Here is a 22,977-nt window from a genome sequence, read left to right as displayed (position 1 = left end):
GTATCCTTTTGCAAGACTTTCATCCAATACAACTTCGCGCCAAGCGTCAACATTCGCCTTTCGTAAGGACGGCTGGCTTTGTAGAGTCGGGCCAGAATTATCTGGGGACGAGGCCGTGAGCACTGCAAATACAACTGTGACACCAATGATGGCGCAGTATCTTGATCTGAAGGCGCAATATCCGAACGCGCTGCTGTTTTATCGCATGGGCGATTTCTATGAGATGTTCTTTGATGACGCGATTGCGGGGGCCGCAGCGCTGGATATTGCTCTGACCAAACGCGGAAAGCATGAAGGTAATGATATTGCCATGTGTGGCGTTCCAATACATGCGTCTGAAGGGTATCTTCATACCCTAATCAAAAAGGGATTTCGCGTCGCAGTTTGCGAGCAAATGGAAAGCCCGACAGAAGCCAAAAAACGCGGATATAAGGCAATTGTTCGGCGGGATGTCGTGCGGCTGGTCACGCCAGGAACCCTGACTGAAGACAGCTTGTTGGACGCGCGCAAACACAACTACCTTGCCGCTTTTTCTGAGGTTCGGGATCAGGCAGCCTTGGCTTGGGTCGATATTTCAACGGGTGCGCTGCATGTGATTGAAACAAACGCCACTCGATTGGGGCCAGAAATGGCACGTTTGATGCCGTCCGAACTGGTTGTTTCTGAGTCAAATATTGAGGATTACTTCGAATTAGAGACTGATTTTGGTCTTTCGCTCACGCCGCTTTCCCGAGCCAGTTTCGATAGCTCCGCCGCCGAACAACGCATTTTGGCGCTTTTCAAGGTTGGCTCTCTGGATGCGTTTGGAGCCTTTACCCGCGCTGAAATATCGGCTCTTGGCGCGATTATCGACTATCTTGAGATCACCCAAAAGGGCAAACTCCCTCTCCTTCGCGCCCCGCAAAAAGAGACAACTGGTGGAACGGTGCAGATCGATGCGGCGACCCGTCGAAATCTCGAAATCACGCAAAGCATGTCGGGGGGACGCGAAGGTTCTCTGCTTTCTGCAGTTGATCGCACCCTCACCGCAGGAGGGGGACGCCTTCTGACGCGTCGTCTTTCGGCCCCATCCACCGACCTCAAAACCATTCATGCCCGACAAGACGCCGTATCCTTTACACTTGAAAACGGCGCTGTGGCCGACAGCATCCGCGAAGCCCTTCGTCGCACACCCGATTTGGACCGCGCCCTTTCGCGCCTCAGCCTTGAGCGCGGTGGCCCTCGAGATTTGGCGGCCATTCGCAACGGGTTGAACCAAGCGGAGCAGATCGGGAAATCTTTGCCGTCGACCCTACCCGAACTACTCCAGGTGGCAGCGGACGCATTTAAAAATCACACTGCGCTAATTGATCTTCTCGAACAGGCTCTCGTTGCAGAACCGCCGCTCCTTGCTCGTGATGGGGGCTTTATCGCACCAGGATATAACGAAGACCTAGACGAAGCACGAAAGCTTCGGGACGAAGGGCGAAGCGTTATTGCTGCGCTTCAAGCTGAGTATATCGAGACTGCGGGGATATCCGCCTTAAAAATCAAGCACAATAATGTGCTTGGGTATTTCATCGAAACAACGGCGGCGCATGCGGATAAAATGCTCGCGGCTCCTCTCTCGGAAAAATTCATTCACCGCCAGACAACCGCGAACCAGGTCCGTTTCACGACCCTAGAACTTTCAGAAATGGAGACCAAAATTCTGAATGCTGGTGGACGCGCGTTGGAAATTGAAAAGCGGCTCTATTCTAGCCTAACACAGTCGATTCTTGCGGAATCCGGCCCCATAGGAAACGCCGCGTCGGCGCTTTCAGAATTTGATTTATCGCTGTCTTTTGCGGATCTTGCGACTGGCGAGAACTGGTGCAAACCCTTGGTCGACAATAGCCGGTGTTTTGAGGTTGTCGCAGGACGGCATCCCGTCGTTGAACGTGCGTTACGCAAGCAAAGCGGCGCGCCTTTCGTGGCTAATGATTGCCAACTGACAACGCAGGCTGATGGCGCGCAGATTTGGCTACTGACAGGTCCGAACATGGCGGGTAAATCGACGTTCCTTCGCCAAAATGCCCTTATTGCGCTGCTCGCACAGGTGGGCAGTTTTGTTCCTGCGGACGGTGTTAAAATCGGCCTTGTGAGCCAGATTTTCTCCCGCGTTGGCGCCAGTGACGACCTTGCGCGGGGGCGATCAACGTTTATGGTCGAGATGGTCGAGACCGCTGCGATCCTCAATCAAGCAGACGACCGCGCGCTTGTTATTTTGGACGAAATCGGGCGCGGCACGGCAACATATGATGGGCTTTCCATCGCTTGGGCAACGCTCGAACACTTACACGACGCAAACAAATGCCGCGCGCTGTTTGCCACGCATTACCATGAAATGACCGCTCTTTCGGACAAGCTAAAGGGGGTGGAAAACGCGACAGTCACCGTGAAGGAGTGGGAGGGCGACGTCATATTTTTGCACGAGGTCAAAAAAGGCGCCGCGGATAGATCTTACGGGGTTCAGGTCGCCAAGCTTGCAGGTCTTCCGGAGTCCGTCGTCAATCGTGCACGCGTTGTTTTGGATGCGTTGGAAAAAGGCGAACGGGAGGGCGGCAAACAAAGGGCGTTTATTGACGATCTTCCGTTGTTTTCAATCCAGCCCACCCCTCCGCCGGTCGTGCAAAACTCGAGCGAAATAGAGGAGGCATTGGCGGATATTCATCCAGATGAAATGACGCCGAGAGAAGCGCTTCAAGCACTGTATTTCCTGAAAGAAAAGGCGCGACCCATCTAAGTGTCGCGCCCTAAACTTCAATGGTTTTGCAATTATTTAGGCTGTGAACTCACACCAACATGAGCCGGACGCAAGAGCCGATCATGAAGCATAAAGCCCTCGGCCATCACCTGAATGATGTCGCCAGCAACCGTGTTTGGAACGGGCGCTTCAAACATCGCTTCGTGGCGTTGCGGATCAAATCTCTCGCCAACTCCTGGCAAAATCCGTTCAATTCCATGCTTGGCGAATACGTTAAGAAGCTCGCGCATCGTCAACTCGATACCTTCCAAAAGGGCCGCGTTCGTAGCGCGCTGACCTTCATCAATTGCATCAAGTGCACGTTTCATATTGTCATAAACGGGCAGCATATCGCGCGCGAGCTTAGACCCGCCATAATTCTCGGCTTCGCGACGATCCCGGTCCGACCGTTTCCGCGCATTTTCCGCGTCTGCAAGGGCGCGCATAAAGCGATCCCGGAAATCGTCCCGTTCTTTGGTAACAATTGAAAGCTCGTCCGCCTCAGCGTCCGCCTCCAAAATATCGTCCGCATAAAGTTCGGCCTCCACGGCCTCTGGATCATCTAAAAATTCGTCGTTTCTAGGCTCTGCCATCTTACTTTTCCTTAGCCTTGATCTGAAATCAGGCGACCAACAAGTTGTGCCGTGTAGTCCACAATCGGCACAATACGTCCATAATTTAAGCGCGTCGGTCCTATGACCCCTACCGCGCCCACAATTTTTCGCTCAGCGTTCATATACGGTGAAACCACCAAAGAGGAACCCGAAAGTGAAAATAATTTGTTTTCCGAGCCAATAAAGATGCGAACACCTTCGCCTTCTTGGGTTAATTCAAGAAAATCGGCAATATCCCGCTTGCGTTCGAGATCATCAAAGAGCGAACGTATACGCTCCAAGTCCTTTTCATCGACCTCCCCCTCAAGAAGATTCGACCGACCGCGCACGATGAGGCGCTCATGCCGTTCACCTTTATTCACCCACTGCGCCAAACCGTCCTCGACCATCGCGCGTGCGAGAACGTCGAGTTCCTGCCGTCGCGAAGAAATCTCTCGCAAGATTACGGCCGAAAGCTCACTCAGTGTCTTGCCTTCGGCGACCGCGTTGAGGAAATTTGCCGCTTCGCGCATCGAACTCGGCGTTTGCCCGTGCGGGGGTGTAAAAACGCGGTTTTCGACGTGTCCGTCGGCAAAAACCAGAACAACCAGCGCACGATCCGGCCCAAGGCTGACAAATTCAATATGCTTAATCGGCGCTTCATGTTTTGGCGACAAAACAAGGCTCGCTCCATGCGTTAGGCCCGAAAGTGCGGAACCGACCCGATCCAACATACTGGTCATATCGCGCTCATTACTTCCCAAAGTCTCGTCAATACGCCGCTGGTCTTCGGTCGCAAGGTCGCCAACTTCAAGAAGCCCATCTACAAACATACGCAGACCCGATTGGGTGGGAATACGACCCGCAGAAACGTGCGGACTTCCGAGCAGACCCAAAATTTCGAGATCTTGCATCACATTGCGAATAGTCGCAGCCGATACTTTCTCGGTCATACTCCGCGTCAAAGTGCGGCTGCCTACGGGTTCGCCATTTTTCAAGTAACCCTCAACAACCCGACGGAAAACCTCCCGACTTCTCGCGTTCATATCCTTAAGAATTTCGGATTGTGTATTCATAGTCTCCCGCATTCAGCCCACAATAGTTGGCGATCTACATTAGATGGGTTTATGGGAGAACGTCAATCGCCCTTGCAAAATCTAAGGAAAGCAGGGTATCTGGACACGCCCATAATAAAGGATTTTCCCATGCGCCCCTCTGGTAGAAATGTAGATCAAATGCGTTCGATTTCGATCGAAACCAATGTCACCAAGCATGCAGAGGGCTCCTGTCTGATTAAGTGCGGCGATACGCATGTGCTGTGCACCGCGACGATTGATGAGCGTGTACCGCCTTTCATGAAAAACTCTGGCCTTGGATGGGTAACGGCCGAATACGGCATGCTTCCACGCGCCACCAACACGCGCATGCAACGTGAAGCAAAAAAAGGCCAATCGGGACGCACGCAAGAAATTCAACGGCTGATCGGCCGCTCCCTGCGGGCGGGTGTAGATCGTGTTGCCTTGGGCGAACGTCAGATCACAATCGACTGCGACGTCATTCAAGCCGACGGCGGAACCCGTTGTGCGTCAATCACTGGCGGCTGGGTGGCGTTAAAACTTGCTGTAAACAAGTTGATGAAAATTGGTGACGTTATTTCCGACCCCCTCACTGATCCGGTTGCCGCCATTTCCTGTGGTATTTACGCCGGCCAAGAGGTTCTGGATCTCGACTATCCTGAAGATTCCGAAGCGGGCGTGGACGGAAATTTCGTTATGACCGGCTCTGGTAAACTTATCGAAATCCAAATGTCGGCGGAGGGTTCGGTCTTTTCGCGTCAACAATTGAATGGACTTTTGGACTTGGCCCAAAAAGGTGTTGATGAACTCGTCGCTGCTCAAAAAGCCGCCACAAGCTAATGCGCAGTTTGACCGAGAAAAAAGTCGTTCTTGCGAGCCATAATGCAGGAAAGTTACGGGAAATTGCAGCGCTGCTTCTGCCCTATGGCATCGAAGTTGTGTCCGCAGGTGAACTTGGCCTTGAGGAGCCTGCGGAGACTGAAGACACGTTCGAAGGTAACGCGCGGATTAAGGCGCATTTCGCAGCCAAAGCATCAGGCCTACCTGCGCTTTCGGATGATAGCGGATTGTCAGTCGAAGCCCTTAATGGCGCACCTGGTGTTTACACCGCCGATTGGGCCGAAACACCAAATGGCCGCGATTTTCCGATGGCGATGAAAAAGGTTTGGGACATGTTAGAGGCCGATGGCGCGCCGCACCCACGGAGCGCCGCTTTCAACTGCACGCTTTGTTTGGCGTGGCCTGATGGTCACGACGAAATCTTTGCGGGCAAAGTCGACGGCACGCTCTCATGGCCAATGCGCGGAGAACTCGGGTTTGGATTCGACCCCATCTTTACCCCAAACGGCGAAACTGAGACGTTTGGCGAGATGGACCCCGCTAAGAAAAACGATATGTCCCATCGTGCCAATGCCTTTGCAAAGTTTAAAAGTATTCTGGAGACTTCTGTATGAAGCGGATTTCGACCGGTTCCGACTTTGAAAAAACCTTTGGGTATTCTCGCGCCATCGTGAAGGGAAATTGGTGCTTTGTATCCGGCACGACGGGATACGACTATGCAACGATGGTGATGCCAGACAGCGTGGCCGAACAAGCCCGTAACTGCTTCGCAACCATAGGTGCGGCCTTGATCGAAGGCGGCTTTGAAATGTCAGATATCGTACGCGTTCAATACACCCTCACTGACGCTGCATTGATAGACGAATTGCTACCAGAGCTCGGCGCGGCATTGTCCGAAGTGCGCCCTGCGGCAACCATGATTATTTCCGACTTGATCAAACCGGAAATGAAGATTGAAATCGAAGTAACGGCGATGAAAGTTTGATATGGAAGATTGGCAGAACGGCGGTTTCGGGCTCTATGTCCATTGGCCTTTCTGCCAATCAAAGTGCCCCTATTGCGATTTCAACAGCCACGTCTCTGCAGAGGTAGATCAAAAACGTTGGCTTAGAGCCTATTTGGCTGAATTAGACAGGGTTTCCGCTGAAATCGGACCACGCATTCTAAATACAATTTTCTTTGGCGGCGGCACGCCGAGCTTGATGGACCCTGAAGTCGTCGGTGCAATTATTGAGCGCGCTAAGCACCTATGGCCTATAGCAAATGACATAGAAATTTCACTGGAGGCCAACCCCACTTCAATTGAAGCTGGGAAATTCATTGGTTTTCGGGACGGCGGTGTGAACCGTATATCTATGGGATTTCAGGCTCTGAATGACATAGACTTAAAACGATTGGGGCGCCTTCATTCCGTCCAAGAAGGAAAGCAAGCATTTGATATTGCTAGACAAAATTTCGATAGAGTGAGTTTTGACTTGATATATGCCCGTCAGGATCAAACGCTATATCAATGGAAAGCCGAATTGAAAGAAGCGCTGGAATTATCCATAGATCACCTTTCTCTGTACCAACTTACGATCGAGGACGGTACCGCCTTCGGAGATAGACTAGCGCGCGGAGGTCTACGCGGTCTTCCATCGGATGACCTCGCATCTGACATGTTTTTTGTCACACAAGAACTTTGTGACGCCGCTGGCTTGTCGGCCTATGAAGTGTCTAATCATGCCAGAATAGGGTCTGAAAGCCGCCACAACCTCATTTACTGGCGCTATGGAGATTACGTTGGGGTCGGGCCCGGTGCCCATGGTCGCTTAACTCTCGGGGGGCAAAAATTCGCGGTCGAAACTTTTCGGCAGCCTGAAAAGTGGCTGACTAGCGTCGAAACGCGTGGCACTGGTGAATCACTGAGAGATACAATTCCCCAGCTAGAGCAAGCAACAGAGATGCTAATGATGGGGCTTAGGTTGGAGGAAGGAATTTCTCTCGATCGATTTGCGTCGCTTTCTAAGAAAACTCTAAGTCGCATAAAAATTGACGACTTGGTCGATATGGGAATGCTTGTTAACAACGGCGAACGTCTCAGAGCCACGAAACAAGGGCGTGTAATACTCAACGCCGTTCTACGCGCGTTATTGGCGGATGTTTAATTGAAGACCGTATGGCTGATACTGGGTATCGCGGCACTAACGCTTGGAATTATCGGAATAGCTTTACCCCTTCTGCCAACGGTGCCGTTTCTACTTCTAGCGGCGTTTCTTTTTGCTCGTTCATCTGAAAATCTCCACAACTGGCTCATTTACCATCCGAAATTGGGAGCCCCCATTCAAGATTGGAACGAGCATGGATCAATCAATATAAGAGCAAAAATCTATGCAACTCTCTCGGTAATTTTCACCTTTGCGCTATCGGTGTTCTTTGACCTTAAGCCATTAGTATTAGGCATTCAGGCTGTTTGCCTCCTATGCGTAATGGCTTTCTTGTGGACCAGGCCTAGCGCGTAGACGACAATATACGGCAAATTTCGTCTAATTGCTCCAGGGACTTATACTTGATTGAGACTTTACCGCTCTCTTTTCCTGCCAAATGGTCGATCACTGTATCCATCCCTAACGCCGCCGAAAGATCCCCTTCGATTGCCACAGTGTCAGCATCCTTCGAAGCCTTTGGGGACTTTTGATTCTTAGTACTATTGTCCCAAATTTTTACGAGCTTTTCAGTTTGGCGAACGGATAGCCCTTCAGCTACAATTTTTTTAGCCAATTCAGAAGCATTCGGGGCCGTAATCAAAGCGCGCGCATGACCTGTGGTCAACGAGCCGTCACGAAGTAGGGCCAAAACATCCTCTGGAAGTTGAAGCAACCGAAGGAGATTTGCGATATAGCTTCTACTTTTCGAAAGGGCTGACGCCACTTTTTCCTGTGTATGCCCAAATCTGTCCATCAATTGCCGATACCCAATGGCTTCCTCGACCGGATTCAAGTCAGCACGTTGAATATTCTCGATTATAGCAACTTCCAACACCTCTGTGTCGTCGAGCTCGCGTATAATTGCCGGGACTTTATGCAGCTGCGCGATCTGAGAGGCTCTCCAGCGACGTTCACCAGCGACAATCTCATACAAACCCTGTTTTCTTGGGTTCGGGCGAACGATAAGTGGCTGAATTACGCCCTTTTCCGTGATCGATCTAGCCAGGTCCTGAAGCGCCTCTTCGTCAAAATGCCGACGTGGCTGATCTGGATTTGGTTCAATAAGCTCAATTGGAATCGTTTGCTCAGCCCTAACTGGTGCCTCTTTCTCATCTTGTGGCGCAGGAATGTTCACATCCGCCATGAGTGCAGAAAGTCCACGCCCAAGACCGCGTCGTTCATTTTTCTTTTGCACCATGTGTTAAACCTTTGTTTTTAAACTGTTATGCCTTGAAACAAGTTCTCGCGCGACTTCAAAATATGCCAAGCTCCCCTTGGAGTTCGGATCGTAATCTACAACGGGCATCGCGTAAGATGGTGCCTCGCTGACCCGAACATTTCGTGGAATGACCGTTTTGAACACAAGATCGCCCAAGTTTTCCCGCGCATCTGCTTCCACCATTTGCGATAGATTATTTCTCTTATCGTACATTGTCAGTACAATACCCTCAATGCGAAGACCGGAATTTGCGGTTTCCCGAACTTCGCGTACGGTCATCATTAATTGAGACAACCCTTCCAACGCAAAAAATTCGCTTTGTAGGGGAACGAGCACCGAGTGCGCGGCGACCATTGCATTCACGGTTAGTATATTCAGTGACGGTGGGCAATCAATAAGAACATAATCGTAGTCGTATGAGGAAATTGCCGGCTGCCGCAACGCATCGTGAAGCAGAAAACTGCGCTTCTCATTAGCTAAAAGCTCGATATCCGCAGAACTCAGGTCTGTAGTGGCAGGGATTATATCCATATCTTCGACGGCCGTAGCCTGAATAACTTCTGAAAGGGACGCATCATGTACTAAGAGATCATAGGTCGTAGAAATTCGCTTTTCGCTTCCAATTCCTAGACCTGTCGAAGCATTTCCCTGAGGGTCCAAATCAACTAGAAGCACCCTGTAGCCAGTTTTAGCCAGTGCCGCTCCCAAATTAATGGATGTTGTGGTTTTTCCAACGCCGCCCTTTTGATTTGCTATCGCAATTATTTTGGGCTGACTGTGACTCAAAGCGTTAGACATTCGTGATAGCTCCAACTCTTAATATCATTGCGTCACTATCTGTCTTACTTGAAATATCTTCCAGTTCAAAATTCCATCTTTTACGGGCATCTTCAACTTCTGACCTGTAGGAAGCCCCTTTGGGAAAAAGCGCGATCCCATTCGGGGCCAGATGCAGATTAGCAAATTCCAAAAGTTTATCCAATGGAGCTAATGCGCGAGCTGAAAGTGTCTGTGCTTCAAGAGAAGGGATATTTTCCACCCTCTGGGCAATAATTTCGAGGCTAATATCAGCGGTTCGCGCTGCGGCCCTTAGGAAGGCTGCTTTTCTCTGATCGCTTTCTACCAAAACGAATTTCAATTCCGGCGACACGTCACATGCGAGAATGGCGGCGACAATACCAGGAAACCCCCCACCGCTACCAATATCCACCCATTTTCCGGACTTATTGCCAAATTCCAACACTTGCGCACTATCTAGAACGTGGCGACCCCAAATATCATCCACTGATTTTTTTGAAATCAGGTTTATTTTCGGGTTCCACTTTTCAACAAGTGCTACGAAATTATCCAATCGGTCCATTGTTTCACGTGAAACATCGAAATGCTGTGAAAAGTTTTTCCGGCCCTCTTGATCCATCAGGCCTTTTTCCGATCTAACTGCCTTGCACGCGCCAAGACCAACGTCAATGCTGCGGGGGTCATCCCTCGAATTCTACTCGCGTGGCCAATCGATTGAGGTCGAATTTCAATTAGTTTAGCCCTAATTTCATTGGACAAACCTGCTAATGACGCAAAGTCTATATTTTCTGGAATTCTAAGGTTTTCATCCCGCTTTACAGCCTCGACATCCTTTTGTTGCCGAGAAATATATACCGAATACAACGCGTCGCGGGCAACTTGAATCTGTATTTCATCGTCAATATCGATCAGATCCGGTTGGAGAAAAACCAAATGCTCGAAATTGACACCCGCAATCGAAAGCATTTCTGATCCCGACCTACGGACACCGTCCTTATTAATATTAACTCCAAGTTCGGCGATCGCCCTCGATGTAACTGACATTTTTTCCAACCGGTTAGTAGCAGATTTCAAACGTTCAATTTTACCTTCAAAAACACTTCGACGAGCATTTCCGACACATCCGAGTTCAATACCAACAGGCGTGAGTCTCTGATCGGCGTTGTCAGCGCGTAAAGACAACCTGAATTCCGCCCGCGAAGTAAACATTCGATAAGGCTCAGAAACACCAAGCGTCACAAGATCATCGATCATGACGCCTATGTAGGACTCCGCCCGACTAAAAATTACTTCCTCCTCGTCAAAGGCTCGCCTTGCAGCATTCAATCCCGCAACAAGACCCTGTGCGGCCGCTTCCTCATACCCAGTAGTACCATTTATCTGCCCTGCAAGGAAAAGCCCCGGTACATCCTTAAGTTCCAAAGTATGTTTTAACGCCAATGGGTCGACGTAATCATATTCAATCGCATACCCGGGCTGAAGAATTGCAACCTTTTCAAGTCCAACAATCGATCGAACATACGCCTCTTGCACATCTTCGGGTAATGAAGTCGAGATTCCATTCGGATACACAGTGAAATCGTCAACACCTTCGGGTTCCAAGAAAATCTGATGCGATTTTTTGTCGGCAAAGCGAACGACTTTATCTTCGATTGACGGGCAATATCGTGGACCTACGCCATCAATATGGCCGCCATACATCGCGGAACGACCCAGGTTTTCGCGAATGATATCATGCGTTTTTTCGTTGGTATGGGTAATGCCGCAAGATACTTGTTTCGCGGACACACTTTTGGAGAGAAACGAAAACATAACCGGCTCATCGTCACCCGGCTGTTTTTCAAGAATATCCCAATTGATAGTTCGCCCATCTAACCGAGGGGGCGTGCCTGTTTTCAAGCGTCCCAGCGGCAACCCAAATGAGTCAATTCGCTCTGCAAGCTGAACACTGGGTTTATCTCCCATACGTCCACCTGGCCGGCGCACGTCGCCAATATGAATAACTCCACGGAGGAAAGTACCTGTAGTCAAAATGACCGACTTTGATGAGAGTTCGGATCCATCCTGAAGCACAATGCCAGCCACTTTATGGCCATCCATTACAAAATCAATTGCCTCTCCGATGACCACCGTCAAATTCTGGGTTGCCTGAATTTCCTTGAGCATTTCGTTGCGATAAATTTTTCTGTCTGCTTGCGCGCGCGGGCCTTGAACAGCAGGGCCCTTACCGCGATTGAGCAGTCGAAATTGGATCCCTGCCTTATCGGCAACGCGCCCCATGAGTCCGTCGAGAGCATCGATTTCGCGAACCAAATGCCCCTTTCCCAAACCACCGATCGCGGGGTTACATGACATAACGCCGATCCCACTTAAATTAAGTGTTACCAGCGCAGTTCGGGCGCCCATACGTGCTGATGCATGCGCAGCGTCTGTGCCCGCATGTCCACCACCAACAACAATTACATCAAAATCCGAATGTTTCACGTGAAACACTCCCTATTTACCAAGACAAAAACTGCTAAATATCTCATCCAGCAGATGTTCAACATCAACACGGCCAACAATCGCATCAAGCCGCCTCACCACAGACCGAAGTTCTTCAGCTGCAAATTCGGCCCGTTCAGACCCTTGCAATACCTCAGCTCGTGCCGATTCTAAAGCCCCAATTCCATGCTCAATCGCAATCCTATGCCGTTCATGGGTCGCGGTTACTGCACCTTGTGCACGTTCAGATAGAATACGCGATATCTGGTGAACGAGACTAGAAACACCCTGCCCCGTTTTTCCTGAAACACCCCCATTCCCAGAAAGGTCAGCCTTGCCAGAAATAAGAATATCATCGGGGTGCTGAATTAATCCTGGATAGCCAGATTTGTCTACAGATAAAAGAACGCGCAGGTCGGCACTATTGGCACGCTCGATGGCCCGTTCAATGCCAATACCTTCGACAAAGTCCTCTGTCTCCCGTAAACCCGCTGTATCCAAAATCGTAACCGCCAACCCCTCAAGGTCCATCCGAACTTCGATAACGTCCCGCGTTGTGCCAGCAAATTCTGAAGTGATCGCAGCATCCCTACCCGCCAGTGCGTTCAGCAAAGTAGATTTTCCAGCATTGGGTGGGCCGACGATAGCCACTTCAAACCCCTCACGAATACGCTCAGAAATATGGCTTCCTGCAGATTCGGCCTTCAACTCTTCCTGAACGCCATTGATTAGTTCAAGCACTTCTGGCGTTACATCAATCGGAACATCTTCATCGGCAAAATCAATAGTCGCTTCGAGTAGAGCTGCCGAACGGATAAGTTTCCGACGCCACTCCTCCGCTTTTGCGCCCAGCGCACCCGATAGAACTTTCAGCGCTTGCCTACGTTGCATCTCGGTTTCTGCATCGATCAGATCTGCTAAGCCCTCGACTTGGGCTAAATCCAAACAGCCATTTTCCAAGGCACGACGGGTAAATTCTCCAGGTTCTGCGAGGCGAAAACCCTCAAATTCAGAAAGGGATTTCAAAACCGCGCGAATAATTGCTTGGGAGCCGTGCAAATGTAATTCGGTAATATCCTCGCCCGTAAAACTTTTTCCCGCCGCGAAACACAAAACCAACGCTTCGTCCAAAAGCACCTTCTGGGAATCGACGAGTTTGCGAACTACGCCTTCCCGCATTTTTGGAATGCGCGCACCAAAATGGGTAAGCGCCGAATGCGCATCAGGTCCGGAAATCCGAACGATTGCGACGCCAGCTTTACCCGACGCCGACGCAAGTGCGTAGATCGTGTCCATATATACAACCCATTGTTTTAAAACAATAAGTGATGAAAACCAAAAAGGCTCAGGTATTCATCGAATCAAAGAAGTCGGAGTTTGTTTTGGTCTGTTTCAGCTTGGAAATCAGGAATTCAATGGCATCGGTTGTGCCCATTGGATTCAAAATGCGACGCAGAACAAAGGTTTTCTGGAGGTCTATTTTATTCACCAGAAGTTCTTCTTTGCGCGTACCAGACTTCAGAATATCCATCGCAGGGAAGACGCGTTTATCAGCCACCTTGCGATCGAGAACAATCTCGCTGTTACCCGTGCCTTTGAATTCTTCAAAGATGACCTCGTCCATACGCGAACCCGTGTCAATAAGCGCAGTCGCAATAATGGTCAGGCTTCCACCCTCCTCGATGTTACGTGCGGCACCAAAAAAGCGCTTAGGGCGCTGCAAGGCGTTCGCGTCGACACCGCCTGTCAGTACCTTACCCGAGGACGGTACAACCGTGTTAAAGGCGCGACCAAGTCGGGTGATGGAATCCAGCAGGATCACAACATCACGTTTATGTTCGACAAGGCGTTTGGCTTTTTCGATAACCATCTCGGAAACGGCGACGTGGCGGGTTGCAGGCTCATCAAAAGTTGAGGAAACAACCTCGCCTTTCACGCTACGCTGCATATCGGTCACCTCTTCTGGGCGCTCATCGATCAGCAAAACGATCAAATAACACTCAGGATGGTTTTTCTCGATACTGGACGCGATATTCTGCAGCAAAACCGTTTTACCAGTGCGCGGCGGCGCCACAATCAGGGAACGTTGACCTTTTCCAATCGGCGCAACCAAATCAATGATCCGCGCAGAGCGGTCTTTTGTGGTTGGATCGTCGGTTTCCATGATCAAACGCTCATCAGGATAGAGCGGCGTCAGGTTGTCAAAGTTAATCTTGTGACGATTGCGTTCAGGCTCTTGGAAATTGATTGACGTCACTTTTGTCATCGCGAAATATCGCTCTGTGTCGCCGGGAGCCTTCACAACCCCATTTACCGTGTCGCCGGTGCGCATGGAAAACGAGCGGATCATCTCTGGAGACAGGTAAATATCATCTGGGCCGGGCAAATAGTTTGCCTCTGGGCTGCGCAAAAATCCGAATCCGTCCTGCAAAACCTCAAGAACGCCGTCGCCCGACACTTCCCAATCATCATCCGCACGTTCGCGCAAAATGTGGAACATGATCTCGCCCTTGCGCATAGTAGAGGCGTTTTCGATCTCAAGCTCTTCCGCCATAGACAACAGGTCTTTGGGCTTAAGCGCCTTAAGTTCAGAAAGATTAAGGGTGTTCTCACTCATGGGGGGTACGTCCTTGTCCGGCCAAAGATTTGGCACGCGGGCATTTAGGTTATGGATACAGAAAGCAAACGACCGGACGGCCGCCTAGGGGCTAAATAGGACGCATTTTTGCTTAAGTCAATATTTTAGAATGGGCGCGCAATAATTGATACGACGATAATAACCATTAGAACCGTCGGAACTTCATTCAGCATCCGAAAATACCGACCGGATTTTACGTTTTCGCCAGCTTCAAAGGCGCGGCGATACTTTGATAGCATTCCATGCACGCCACTTAATCCCAAAACACTCGCAAACTTCGCATAGGGCCATACAGCGCTCCAATCAACAATACCTGGGGTAAGCGCGAGTAATATTCCAAACACCCATGTGGCGATCATTGCTGGGTTTATGATGACCTTGAGAAGGCGTCGCTCCATAAGTTGAAAAAGCGCATCTGTTTCACTGCCCTTCTTAACGCTTTCGACATGATAGACATATAATCGTGGTAAATAGAACATTCCAGCCATCCAAGCGATAACCGAAATTACATGCAGGGATTTCACCCAAGGGTAAATCGACTGGAGAATATCAAACATGGGCACCTCGAGGTTTCATATCCTCCCTATAATAATAATAAAGTATTTATAGAAGGATGATGATTAAGTAGGGGTCGCTCTTTCTGTGGATTATTGATTTCTCCCCAGTTTCATACAAGTTCAGATTCTTTGATAGTCTAAGCGTTCTTGCCTGTGGGTAAGTCCCATTGCGCCATATAATTAGTAGCATTTGAGAAGTTAAAATGTGGATAGCTTGAGTATAGAATGTAGACATCTCTTGCATTTTTCAGTTGTACACCGCGACAAGTTATCCTCATCCACAGTGCATAAATGCTTTGTGAACCTTGACAAACTCAGTGAGATTGCCTGTTTTCGAGAAGAGCCCCAGTTATCAACAATTCAACCCCTGATTAAACGGGGGATTCGCCCACAGGATCGTCCACATGCCCTCTCCACTCATTTTGGCCTCAGGCTCTCAAATTCGTGCTGAGATGCTCACGAACGCCTGTGTTGAATTTACCGCGCAAAAGCCGCGTGTGGACGAAGAGGCGATAAAAGCCGCTCTTGTTGCCGAAAAAGCAGCTCCAAGGGATATTGCAGACGCACTCGCCGAGTATAAGGCCCGCAAGGTCAGTCAGAAAAATCCAGATGCGCTGACGCTTGGATGCGATCAAGTTCTCGACTTCAAGGGAGCCATATTCAACAAGCCCACGACCAAGGACGAGGCCATTGCACAATTGCGAGCCATGTCAGGTCAGAAACATCAACTTCTCTCGGCGGCTGTCATCTATCTCGACGGGAAACCCTTGTGGCGGCATGTGGGTGTTGTCCGCCTGCAAATGCGCACTTTATCCGACGCCTATATAGAGTCCTATGTAGAGCGGAACTGGGAAGAAATTCGCCACTGTGTCGGCGGATATCAGCTTGAAAAAGAGGGCGTGCGCCTGTTTACCCGTATTGAGGGCGACTACTTCACCGTTCTCGGCCTGCCCCTACTCGAAGTCCTGTCCTTTCTAACCCTACGCGGAGACCTTCCTTCATGAGCGAGACCAGAATTCCCCTCGCCGGCGTCATTGGCGCCCCTATTGCTCACAGCCGCTCCCCTGCCCTTCACGGCTATTGGCTCAAAAAATATGGGATCGCAGGGCAGTATATCCCGATGCACATTGAACGCGCAGACCTTGGGGAAGCGATCCAAACCTTGCCCAAACTCGGGTTCGTCGGCATCAATGTGACGATCCCCCACAAAGAAGCCGTTCTGGAATTCGCCGACCTTGTTACGGACCGCGCGTCGCTCATCGGAGCGGCCAACACTCTGATCTTTCGCAAAGATGGCAAAGTGCATGCTGATAACACCGACGGGTACGGCTTTATCGAAAACCTGAAACAAGGTGCACCCACGTGGCAACCAAAACTCGGTCCAGCAGCTGTTATCGGTGCTGGTGGTGCAGCGCGCGCGGTGATTGCCAGCTTGCTTGAGGTTGGCGTTCCGGAAATTCTCCTCGCCAATCGCACCAAAAACCGATCAGAAGCGTTGCGAAGTGAGTTTGGGCAAAAGGTGACCGTGGTTGATTGGGTTCAGGCGGGCAACATGCTCGAAGATGCCGCTACCGTCGTAAACACGACGTCGTTAGGGATGACGGGTGGGTCGGAGTTTCGCATTCCTCTCGATGGGTTGCGCAAAGGTACGGTCGTAACCGACCTTGTTTATACCCCTCTGCGCACCAAATTCCTTGATGATGCCGATTTAATGGGTTGCCAGACCGTGGATGGCTTGGGAATGCTCCTGCATCAAGCCGCCCCTGCGTTTGAGCGGTGGTTTGGCGTGCGCCCTGAAGTTGACGATGAATTGCGCCGCGCAGTTCTAGAAGCGTGAAAAATCCCTTCATACTTGGTCTAACCGGCTCAATAGGCATGGGTAAATCGACAACCGCCCAAATGTTTGCTGACTTGGGGTGTGCCGTTTGGGATGCAGATGCGGCAGTTGCGCGCCTGTATCAAAAGGGCGGATTGGCCGCTGTACCCTTGTCCGAAATCCATTCTAAGGCGGTTGTAAACGGAGCCGTAAGCCGCGACCGCTTGAAGGAATGGATTGCCACAGACCCTAAGGCCCTGTCCCGCATCGAAGCGATTGTGCATCCGCTTGTGGCCGCTGATCGGCAAGCCTTTGTTGAACAAAATACCGCCGACATCATCGTTTTGGATATCCCTCTCTTGTTTGAGAACGGTACACAAATGCAGATGGACGCGGTTGCTGTGGTTTCAGTCCCGTCAGAAATTCAGCGCAAACGGGTTTTGGCTCGTGGTACGATGAGCGAAGATACATTCAACATAATCCTCTCCAAACAAATGCCCGATGCGCAAAAACGTGCGCGTGCAGATATCGTCATCCCAACCCTGAACATCGACGAGACAAGACAAATCGTTGCTGATATTGTAGAGCGGATAAAAAAAGGGACGTTCCATGCGTGAACTCGTGCTCGACACAGAAACCACAGGATTTAAGCCTGAAGAGGGCGACCGCCTCGTTGAAATTGGCATTGTCGAACTGATGAACCAATTGCCAACAGGCCGGACATATCACCAATATATTAACCCAAAACGGGATATGCCGCAGGGGGCGTTCGAGATTCACGGCCTGTCGATTGAATTCCTTTCAGATAAGCCAGTTTTTGCGGATATCGCGCAGGATTTCGTGGATTTTGTTGGCAATGACCGCATGGTCATTCACAACGCGGCTTTTGACATGAAGTTCTTGAACGCCGAATTGGGCTGGGTTAACCGCCCTCTCCTACCGATGTCACAAGCGCTGGATACTCTGGCAATTGCGCGCAAACGGTTTCCCGGATCGCCCGCCTCCCTCGATGCGCTGTGCCGTCGATTTGGCATCGATAATTCGTCGCGTACCCTTCACGGCGCACTTCTTGACTCTGAGATCCTCGCGGAAGTGTATTTGGAGCTTATTGGGGGGCGTCAGCCAGATTTCGCCCTAAAAACCAGCGAGCAATCGCAGAATGACGGGTCGAATGGAGATTCTTGGCGTCCTAAGCGGCGTGAAACAGCTTTGCCAAGCCGCCTTACCGAGGAAGAAGCCGCCGCCCATGTTGAATTTATCAACAAAATGGGCGACGGCGCTATTTGGAAAAAGCTCTGATTTAGGAAACTGGAGCGGGGCTTGCAGCCGCTTCAGCTTGTGCGCGACGAGTAAGTTCGGCACGGTAAAGAGCAAGAAAATCAATCGTTTCAAGGTTCAGCGGTGGGAAGCCACCATCCCGTGTAACGTCGCCAACAATGCGGCGCACATAGGGGAACAACATCCGTGGGCATTCAATCAACAAGAACGGGTGCAGCTGGTCTTCAGGCACATTGTCGATGTGGAAAATCCCGCCGTAATCAAGCTCCATAAGGAACATTGGCTCGCCAGATTCCTTAACATTGCTGGTGATTTTCAGCTTCATGGAAACTTCGAATTGCTTATCTACAGTCCGTTTTTTCGCATCTAGGTTCACTTGAACCTGCACATCAGGCTGCGAAGCGCTGGTAATTCCTTTTTGCGCCACGATATTTTCAAACGAAAGATCGCGGATGAATTGGGCTAAAACTTGCATCGCGGGTGCAGTCGGTGCCGCCGCCGCTGGCGCTTCTGGTGCACCGGTTGTTTCTTCGGTCATTCCTTAGTTCTCCTAAAAATCGTAAATTCTAATTTCATGTATCAGGTTGGTGGGCGACGCTCAATCCTTGGTCCCGTTTGAAGGCGGGTCAATATGGGGCGCATCTGGTTCAACGCGCGCATAATCGCCGTCAATGACTCCCTCTTCGTCGGACTTGTAGCGCGGATTGTTTGAGAAGCCCGACGTGCTAAAGCTCTGAACGTTCATCCGGGACCCGACGAATTTGATCACTAAAGCCCGAAACGGCGGCAGTAGGAGCAAAATCCCGATACTGTCCGTGAAAAATCCAGGCGTCACTAGGAGCGCCCCGGCCAGCAGGATCATCGCGCCGTTTGCAATCGGAACCGTGGGGTCGCGCATCTCCTGAAAGGACGCCTGAAGCGACGAAAGCGCCATTGCACCCTGCACCCGCATCAAATACGACCCTACAACAGCGGTCAGAATTACGATGCCAATTGTTGGCCATGTCCCGATAATTCCGCCAACTTCGAGAAAAAGTGTGATTTCAATTATCGGAATTGCGATAAAAGCGATTAAAAGCCACATAAGACCCCCTAAGACTTTGCTTGCACCAGTTGTTTCTAGTGCTTCGGTACCTTACATATGTTCTCACAAGGAAAGTTTCCAACTATTTCCATTTTGGACGAGGTTTCGATGAACGGTGGCGGACTGCAACTTCTGGTATTGGCTGGAATCGCGATATTTTTAATTCTCAAGCTGAAAGATGTGCTTGGGACACGCGACGGGTTTGAGCCCCCTCGCGAGGACACCCTTGCGCCGAAAGCTGTCAAAGGGCCAACTTTTTCGGTGATTGAGGGTGGGCCAGATCGCGACATCGTCGATCACACGGACGACGCCGACACAATCGCCGCGATCACTCAAATGAAAAAGATTGAACCAAATCTTTCGATTACAGAGTTTCTAGGCGGCGCACGCGGTGCGTATGAAATGATTCTAATGGGTTTTGAGCATGGGGATTTGGACGATATTGCACCTTATCTTTCTGAAGACGTTCACCAGAGCTTTGTGGATGTTATCGCGGATCGCGAAGATCGTGGTTTGACCATCGAAGCGCAGTTCATCGGCGTGCGTGACTTGGCGCTTGTTGGCGCTGAATTTGATCCGAAAAGCTCAGTTGGTGAAGTAACGATTAAGTTTACCGGAGAATTGACATCTATTGTACGCGATAATTCGGGTGAAATTATTGAGGGCGATGCGACCACAGTGAAACGTCAGAAAGATGTCTGGACGTTTGCTCGGACCTTAGGTGCCGCCGATCCCAACTGGCAGCTTGTACAAACGGGCGGATAACGCGTGATATCGCGGCTAAAAATAGGACTTGGGGTGCTTCTGGCACCCTTTGTTGTTTCTGAGGCTTCAGCCGAGGCGACCGCGCGTGTTCTATCGTTTGATTCTCTTTCTGGTTGGCATTCGGACAATCACCAAGCTGCCCTTGAAGCGTATCAAGGGACCTGTTCACGGATGGAGGATCAGGAATGGGCCAGCCTTTGCGCGTTTGCCCAATCGAATCCGGATGCAAAAGCTTTCTTTGAGTTGTTCTTTCGGCCCGTCATAATTGAAAACGGGACTCCAACCCTTTTTACGGGGTATTTTGAACCCGAATTAAACGGCGCGCGGTTTCAAGACAGTGTTTATCGCTACCCGTTGTATCGCAGGCCACAAGAACCCTTCCTTAATTACACACGCCAACAGATAGATGAAACGGGAGCGCTGCGCGGTCTTGAGATTGCGTGGGTCGATAATCCCGTCGATGTTTATTACCTGCAAATTCAAGGGTCTGGCCGTGTGAACCTGACCGACGGAAGCAGTATCCGCGTGGGCTATAGCGGCGAAAACGGGCACCCAAATCGCTCCATCGCTCAGACGATGATTGATCAGGGGATTATACCTCGTAGCCAAGCTTCAGCTGCGCGGATTCGCGATTGGTTTGGCCGAAACCCAGGTTTTGGGCAGCAGATTCTTTGGTCGAACCCCTCGTATGTCTTTTTTCGCAAACTGTCTCTACCGTCGCACAAGGGGCCGCACGGCGCGATGAGCCGTCCGCTTACATCTATGCGATCTTTGGCTGTTGATCCTCTATACACCACCCTCGGTGCGCCAGTTTGGATTGAAAAATCAGGCAGCCCAAGCCTTCAGCGGCTTATGGTCGCTCAAGATAAAGGTGGAGCGATTAAAGGTGCTCAACGCGCAGATATTTTCTTTGGCACGGGGGAGGTTGCGGGGAAAATTGCAGGGCAAACCAAAGATGGCGGCAGGATGGTTGTTCTGATGCCCATTCAACTGGCATTTGCCATGGCTCCGGAGGGGGCTCAGGAATGAAAAAACCTCGCGGCTTAAGGCCGGATGAAGAAGAATTGTGGCAAACGGTTGCCATTCAAACCAATCCGCTTCACCCCATCCGCCAACCACAATCGTTGAGCGACAGAACCGTGCAAGCCACGCGCAAACCGTTGAAAATAAACAAATCAGGGCTACGGGCTTTCCATATCGGTGAAACGGTAATCCCGCATGTTAAGGGGCATGCCCTGCTCCCAAGCCTCGCAGACCGTATTTCGCAAGCGCCCGTTCAAATGGATCACAAAACCTTTGGAAAAATGAAAAAAGGCAGGCTCTCGCCCGAAGGAAAACTGGATTTACACGGGATGACTATGGCCAACGCCCACCCCGCCCTAAATCGGTTTATTCTGGATGCATATGCCGATGGAAGGCGTCTGGTTTTGGTTGTGACGGGCAAGGGCAAGTACCGTGACGAGCCCGGCCCAATTCCTGTTCCCTATGGGGTTCTTAAGCATCAAGTACCACAGTGGTTGATGATGCCGCCCCTTCGCTCTGCCGTGCTCCAAGTCAGCGAAGCCCATCTCAAACATGGCGGCGGTGGTGCTTATTATGTGTACCTACGCCGCCACAGATAACAAAGGTGTGGCACGGAACATTCCGATCCATACCCCAACAATTGCGACGACAAAATAGATCGCAATTCCAATCATTTGTTGTGAAAAATCAATCCCTTGATCAATCAATACCCCCGACAATCCGGGCCCAATCGCCGATGCAGCAACCATAACGGCCGCCGCCATTGCTTTGATTGATCCAAGGTTGCGCGTGCCATAAAACTCGGCCCAAAACGCGGGCAAAAGCACGGACGCCGCCCCTTGGGATAGCCCTAAAAAGGACATAGCGACCGCCATTTCAAACAAGGTGCCGCTTTGCGCACCGAGTATGAATCCGACGATCATCGGGACGAGGTACACGGCCAAGATGCGGGGCGTTGAAAACCGGTCAATCGCCCAACCCGCGGCGATCATCGAAAGGGAGCTTACGACCGTGAAAATGGGGAAAAGTGCCACAAAACTAATATGAGAAAACCCTTTAACTTCGCTAATGTGCACCTGTTGAAAAAAGAATGTCGTTATGAAGCAGGGCGGCCCAGCAATCGCCAAGATCATCAGCCAAAAAAGCCAGTGCTTCAGCGTTTGGTTGCGCGTCCAATCCACACCATTCATCCCCTTGGAATGTTCCATTTTGGCGAGGGATTGTGGAGTTCGTTCGTTACTGAGGAGGGCAAGGACAATTGGAAGAATGATAAAGGTCAAGCCTGCAGCCAAAACCCACAATCCGCGCCACGACATCCACGTCATAAGGAACACGAAAACAATCGGGAGCGCGGCCTCGCCCGTTTTGAAGCCAAGCGAAGCAATCGCCAAGGCCCGCCCACGCGTTGCGACGAACCAGCGCGCCATTGAAACCATTGCAGCGTGCGCCAACATGCCCTGACCCGTGAATCGAAGAGCAAAGATCACGAAGATGAGGGCTGTCGCATTTGGAACCGTGGCCATCGCGAGGCATGCGAGCGCCAGCAGTGCAAATATACCCGCGCATAAAGTACGGATACGCCAACGGTCTACCAAACCACCCGCCCAAACCATCAGGATGGCAGAAGCAGACGTTCCAATAAGATAGATCCCACCCCAAGCCCCATGAGAAAGATCAAATTCAGCGCGTATTGAACCCGCGAAAATTGCGATGAAATAAGTTTGCCCGAAACTTGAGACAAATGCGATCAAAAATCCGGCGGAAAGCCAACGGGCGTTGGCCAGTAAAAAGGAGGGGTAAGTCATACCATAACTTTGCTGTAAGGGAGCCTACCTTGTGGCGCAAAGATCGCGGAG

General features: G+C 50.7%; 25 protein-coding genes. 13 read left to right on the top strand and 12 right to left on the bottom strand.

Annotated elements, in window-relative coordinates:
* Positions 1 to 145 precede the first annotated feature (145 nt).
* The gene (gene mutS, locus AB9F29_RS09080; protein ID WP_369755441.1) at positions 146 to 2,764 is read left to right on the top strand and encodes a DNA mismatch repair protein MutS; all 2,619 of its coding nucleotides are present in this window, start codon (positions 146 to 148) and stop codon (positions 2,762 to 2,764) included.
* A gap of 32 nt (positions 2,765 to 2,796) precedes the next feature.
* On the opposite strand, the gene AB9F29_RS09075 is transcribed toward mutS, so the two are convergent.
* Together AB9F29_RS09075 and hrcA are read right to left on the bottom strand one after the other, a co-directional pair.
* Positions 2,797 to 3,357: a nucleotide exchange factor GrpE gene (locus AB9F29_RS09075; RefSeq protein ID WP_335583920.1), complete on the bottom strand. Its 561-nt coding sequence runs from the start codon at positions 3,355 to 3,357 to the stop codon at positions 2,797 to 2,799.
* An 11-nt stretch (positions 3,358 to 3,368) separates the two neighbouring features.
* The gene (hrcA, locus tag AB9F29_RS09070; protein ID WP_369755399.1) at positions 3,369 to 4,433 is read right to left on the bottom strand and encodes a heat-inducible transcriptional repressor HrcA; all 1,065 of its coding nucleotides are present in this window, start codon (positions 4,431 to 4,433) and stop codon (positions 3,369 to 3,371) included.
* A gap of 129 nt (positions 4,434 to 4,562) precedes the next feature.
* Here hrcA and rph point away from each other — a divergent pair, with 129 nt between their 5' ends.
* From rph to AB9F29_RS09045, 5 genes are read left to right on the top strand one after another with little or no spacing between them, the layout of a single operon-like run.
* On the top strand, positions 4,563 to 5,273 hold the full coding sequence (rph, locus tag AB9F29_RS09065) for a ribonuclease PH (RefSeq protein ID WP_039002935.1): 711 nt from the start codon (positions 4,563 to 4,565) through the stop codon (positions 5,271 to 5,273).
* Positions 5,273 to 5,887, top strand: coding sequence for an RdgB/HAM1 family non-canonical purine NTP pyrophosphatase (gene rdgB / locus AB9F29_RS09060; protein ID WP_369755398.1), 615 nt, complete (start codon positions 5,273 to 5,275; stop codon positions 5,885 to 5,887). Before rph ends, rdgB begins: the two co-directional genes overlap by 1 nt.
* Positions 5,884 to 6,258 carry a RidA family protein gene (locus AB9F29_RS09055; RefSeq protein WP_039002862.1) on the top strand — a complete coding sequence of 125 codons (375 nt, stop codon included), beginning with the start codon at positions 5,884 to 5,886 and terminating at the stop codon, positions 6,256 to 6,258. The genes rdgB and AB9F29_RS09055 overlap by 4 nt, the downstream gene beginning before the upstream one ends.
* 1 nt (position 6,259) lies before the next feature.
* Positions 6,260 to 7,420, top strand: coding sequence for a radical SAM family heme chaperone HemW (gene hemW, locus AB9F29_RS09050; protein ID WP_369755397.1), 1,161 nt, complete (start codon positions 6,260 to 6,262; stop codon positions 7,418 to 7,420).
* Positions 7,421 to 7,774, top strand: a complete 354-nt coding sequence (locus tag AB9F29_RS09045) for a YbaN family protein (protein WP_335583925.1) — start codon at positions 7,421 to 7,423, stop codon at positions 7,772 to 7,774. It abuts the gene before it with no gap.
* On the opposite strand, the gene AB9F29_RS09040 is transcribed toward AB9F29_RS09045, so the two are convergent.
* The 7 genes from AB9F29_RS09040 to hemJ all read right to left on the bottom strand — a co-directional run bounded on the left by AB9F29_RS09040 (position 7,764) and on the right by hemJ (position 15,155).
* Positions 7,764 to 8,657: a ParB/RepB/Spo0J family partition protein gene (locus tag AB9F29_RS09040; RefSeq protein WP_369755396.1), complete on the bottom strand. Its 894-nt coding sequence runs from the start codon at positions 8,655 to 8,657 to the stop codon at positions 7,764 to 7,766. The two genes, AB9F29_RS09045 and AB9F29_RS09040, sit on opposite strands and share 11 nt — an antisense overlap.
* Before the next feature lie 3 nt (positions 8,658 to 8,660).
* Positions 8,661 to 9,476 carry a ParA family protein gene (locus AB9F29_RS09035; RefSeq protein WP_039002868.1) on the bottom strand — a complete coding sequence of 272 codons (816 nt, stop codon included), beginning with the start codon at positions 9,474 to 9,476 and terminating at the stop codon, positions 8,661 to 8,663.
* Positions 9,469 to 10,095 (bottom strand): 16S rRNA (guanine(527)-N(7))-methyltransferase RsmG, encoded by a 627-nt coding sequence (gene rsmG, locus AB9F29_RS09030; RefSeq protein WP_369755395.1) that lies wholly within the window; start codon positions 10,093 to 10,095, stop codon positions 9,469 to 9,471. The genes AB9F29_RS09035 and rsmG overlap by 8 nt, the downstream gene beginning before the upstream one ends.
* Positions 10,095 to 11,960, bottom strand: a complete 1,866-nt coding sequence (gene mnmG / locus AB9F29_RS09025) for a tRNA uridine-5-carboxymethylaminomethyl(34) synthesis enzyme MnmG (protein WP_369755394.1) — start codon at positions 11,958 to 11,960, stop codon at positions 10,095 to 10,097. Before mnmG ends, rsmG begins: the two co-directional genes overlap by 1 nt.
* Positions 11,961 to 11,972: 12 nt before the next feature.
* Positions 11,973 to 13,256 carry a tRNA uridine-5-carboxymethylaminomethyl(34) synthesis GTPase MnmE gene (gene mnmE / locus AB9F29_RS09020; RefSeq protein ID WP_369755393.1) on the bottom strand — a complete coding sequence of 428 codons (1,284 nt, stop codon included), beginning with the start codon at positions 13,254 to 13,256 and terminating at the stop codon, positions 11,973 to 11,975.
* Positions 13,257 to 13,305: 49 nt separating this feature from the next.
* A complete protein-coding gene (rho, locus tag AB9F29_RS09015; RefSeq protein ID WP_335583930.1) occupies positions 13,306 to 14,577 on the bottom strand; it encodes a transcription termination factor Rho in 1,272 nt (423 codons plus the stop codon).
* A 125-nt stretch (positions 14,578 to 14,702) separates the two neighbouring features.
* The gene (gene hemJ / locus AB9F29_RS09010) at positions 14,703 to 15,155 is read right to left on the bottom strand and encodes a protoporphyrinogen oxidase HemJ (RefSeq protein WP_335583931.1); all 453 of its coding nucleotides are present in this window, start codon (positions 15,153 to 15,155) and stop codon (positions 14,703 to 14,705) included.
* Between the two features lie 404 nt (positions 15,156 to 15,559).
* Between hemJ and AB9F29_RS09005 the strand changes: the two genes are divergently transcribed.
* From AB9F29_RS09005 to dnaQ, 4 genes are read left to right on the top strand one after another with little or no spacing between them, the layout of a single operon-like run.
* Entirely contained in the window at positions 15,560 to 16,159 is a 600-nt protein-coding gene (locus AB9F29_RS09005) for a nucleoside triphosphate pyrophosphatase (protein ID WP_369755392.1), read from the top strand.
* On the top strand, positions 16,156 to 16,992 hold the full coding sequence (locus AB9F29_RS09000; protein WP_369755391.1) for a shikimate dehydrogenase: 837 nt from the start codon (positions 16,156 to 16,158) through the stop codon (positions 16,990 to 16,992). The genes AB9F29_RS09005 and AB9F29_RS09000 overlap by 4 nt, the downstream gene beginning before the upstream one ends.
* The gene (coaE, locus tag AB9F29_RS08995; RefSeq protein WP_369755390.1) at positions 16,989 to 17,588 is read left to right on the top strand and encodes a dephospho-CoA kinase; all 600 of its coding nucleotides are present in this window, start codon (positions 16,989 to 16,991) and stop codon (positions 17,586 to 17,588) included. Before AB9F29_RS09000 ends, coaE begins: the two co-directional genes overlap by 4 nt.
* Positions 17,581 to 18,270, top strand: a complete 690-nt coding sequence (gene dnaQ / locus AB9F29_RS08990) for a DNA polymerase III subunit epsilon (protein ID WP_369755389.1) — start codon at positions 17,581 to 17,583, stop codon at positions 18,268 to 18,270. Before coaE ends, dnaQ begins: the two co-directional genes overlap by 8 nt.
* A 1-nt stretch (position 18,271) precedes the next feature.
* Here dnaQ and secB read toward each other — a convergent pair whose 3' ends face one another.
* Together secB and AB9F29_RS08980 are read right to left on the bottom strand one after the other, a co-directional pair.
* Positions 18,272 to 18,787, bottom strand: coding sequence for a protein-export chaperone SecB (secB, locus tag AB9F29_RS08985; RefSeq protein ID WP_039002881.1), 516 nt, complete (start codon positions 18,785 to 18,787; stop codon positions 18,272 to 18,274).
* A 60-nt stretch (positions 18,788 to 18,847) separates the two neighbouring features.
* Positions 18,848 to 19,333 carry an FxsA family protein gene (locus tag AB9F29_RS08980; protein ID WP_335583935.1) on the bottom strand — a complete coding sequence of 162 codons (486 nt, stop codon included), beginning with the start codon at positions 19,331 to 19,333 and terminating at the stop codon, positions 18,848 to 18,850.
* 108 nt (positions 19,334 to 19,441) lie between these two features.
* Here AB9F29_RS08980 and AB9F29_RS08975 point away from each other — a divergent pair, with 108 nt between their 5' ends.
* From AB9F29_RS08975 to AB9F29_RS08965, 3 genes are read left to right on the top strand one after another with little or no spacing between them, the layout of a single operon-like run.
* The gene (locus AB9F29_RS08975; protein ID WP_335583936.1) at positions 19,442 to 20,098 is read left to right on the top strand and encodes a Tim44/TimA family putative adaptor protein; all 657 of its coding nucleotides are present in this window, start codon (positions 19,442 to 19,444) and stop codon (positions 20,096 to 20,098) included.
* A 33-nt stretch (positions 20,099 to 20,131) separates the two neighbouring features.
* A complete protein-coding gene (locus tag AB9F29_RS08970) occupies positions 20,132 to 21,127 on the top strand; it encodes a murein transglycosylase A (RefSeq protein WP_369755388.1) in 996 nt (331 codons plus the stop codon).
* Positions 21,124 to 21,720 (top strand): Smr/MutS family protein, encoded by a 597-nt coding sequence (locus AB9F29_RS08965; protein WP_369755387.1) that lies wholly within the window; start codon positions 21,124 to 21,126, stop codon positions 21,718 to 21,720. The genes AB9F29_RS08970 and AB9F29_RS08965 overlap by 4 nt, the downstream gene beginning before the upstream one ends.
* Here the strand turns inward: AB9F29_RS08965 and AB9F29_RS08960 are convergent.
* Positions 21,703 to 22,926, bottom strand: a complete 1,224-nt coding sequence (locus AB9F29_RS08960; RefSeq protein ID WP_369755386.1) for an MFS transporter — start codon at positions 22,924 to 22,926, stop codon at positions 21,703 to 21,705. The genes AB9F29_RS08965 and AB9F29_RS08960 overlap by 18 nt on opposite strands.
* Positions 22,927 to 22,977: the final 51 nt, after the last annotated feature.

The organism is Falsihalocynthiibacter sp. S25ZX9, assembly GCF_041205405.1.
In the GTDB taxonomy this organism is placed as follows: Bacteria; Pseudomonadota; Alphaproteobacteria; order Rhodobacterales; family Rhodobacteraceae; genus Falsihalocynthiibacter; species Falsihalocynthiibacter arcticus.
Note: the sequence above shows the minus strand (reverse complement) of the source record. Positions and strands in the feature narration are given on the sequence as shown.

Bases quoted from the DNA above. Each gene is read 5' to 3' on its own strand.
- AB9F29_RS09005 (WP_369755392.1), top strand. From the start codon at position 15,560: ATGCCCTCTCCACTCATTTTGGCCTCAGGCTCTCAAATTCGTGCTGAG.
- AB9F29_RS09055 (WP_039002862.1), top strand. From the start codon at position 5,884: ATGAAGCGGATTTCGACCGGTTCCGACTTTGAAAAAACCTTTGGGTAT.
- AB9F29_RS09040 (WP_369755396.1), bottom strand. From the start codon at position 8,657: ATGGTGCAAAAGAAAAATGAACGACGCGGTCTTGGGCGTGGACTTTCT.
- mnmE (WP_369755393.1), bottom strand. From the start codon at position 13,256: ATGGACACGATCTACGCACTTGCGTCGGCGTCGGGTAAAGCTGGCGTC.
- hemJ (WP_335583931.1), bottom strand. From the start codon at position 15,155: ATGTTTGATATTCTCCAGTCGATTTACCCTTGGGTGAAATCCCTGCAT.
- rho (WP_335583930.1), bottom strand. From the start codon at position 14,577: ATGAGTGAGAACACCCTTAATCTTTCTGAACTTAAGGCGCTTAAGCCC.
- AB9F29_RS08980 (WP_335583935.1), bottom strand. From the start codon at position 19,333: ATGTGGCTTTTAATCGCTTTTATCGCAATTCCGATAATTGAAATCACA.
- hrcA (WP_369755399.1), bottom strand. From the start codon at position 4,433: ATGAATACACAATCCGAAATTCTTAAGGATATGAACGCGAGAAGTCGG.
- hemW (WP_369755397.1), top strand. From the start codon at position 6,260: ATGGAAGATTGGCAGAACGGCGGTTTCGGGCTCTATGTCCATTGGCCT.
- mutS (WP_369755441.1), top strand. From the start codon at position 146: ATGATGGCGCAGTATCTTGATCTGAAGGCGCAATATCCGAACGCGCTG.
- rph (WP_039002935.1), top strand. From the start codon at position 4,563: ATGCGCCCCTCTGGTAGAAATGTAGATCAAATGCGTTCGATTTCGATC.
- dnaQ (WP_369755389.1), top strand. From the start codon at position 17,581: ATGCGTGAACTCGTGCTCGACACAGAAACCACAGGATTTAAGCCTGAA.
- AB9F29_RS08965 (WP_369755387.1), top strand. From the start codon at position 21,124: ATGAAAAAACCTCGCGGCTTAAGGCCGGATGAAGAAGAATTGTGGCAA.
- AB9F29_RS09035 (WP_039002868.1), bottom strand. From the start codon at position 9,476: ATGTCTAACGCTTTGAGTCACAGTCAGCCCAAAATAATTGCGATAGCA.
- AB9F29_RS09075 (WP_335583920.1), bottom strand. From the start codon at position 3,357: ATGGCAGAGCCTAGAAACGACGAATTTTTAGATGATCCAGAGGCCGTG.
- rdgB (WP_369755398.1), top strand. From the start codon at position 5,273: ATGCGCAGTTTGACCGAGAAAAAAGTCGTTCTTGCGAGCCATAATGCA.
- AB9F29_RS08960 (WP_369755386.1), bottom strand. From the start codon at position 22,926: ATGACTTACCCCTCCTTTTTACTGGCCAACGCCCGTTGGCTTTCCGCC.
- AB9F29_RS09000 (WP_369755391.1), top strand. From the start codon at position 16,156: ATGAGCGAGACCAGAATTCCCCTCGCCGGCGTCATTGGCGCCCCTATT.
- secB (WP_039002881.1), bottom strand. From the start codon at position 18,787: ATGACCGAAGAAACAACCGGTGCACCAGAAGCGCCAGCGGCGGCGGCA.
- AB9F29_RS08975 (WP_335583936.1), top strand. From the start codon at position 19,442: ATGAACGGTGGCGGACTGCAACTTCTGGTATTGGCTGGAATCGCGATA.
- rsmG (WP_369755395.1), bottom strand. From the start codon at position 10,095: ATGGATCAAGAGGGCCGGAAAAACTTTTCACAGCATTTCGATGTTTCA.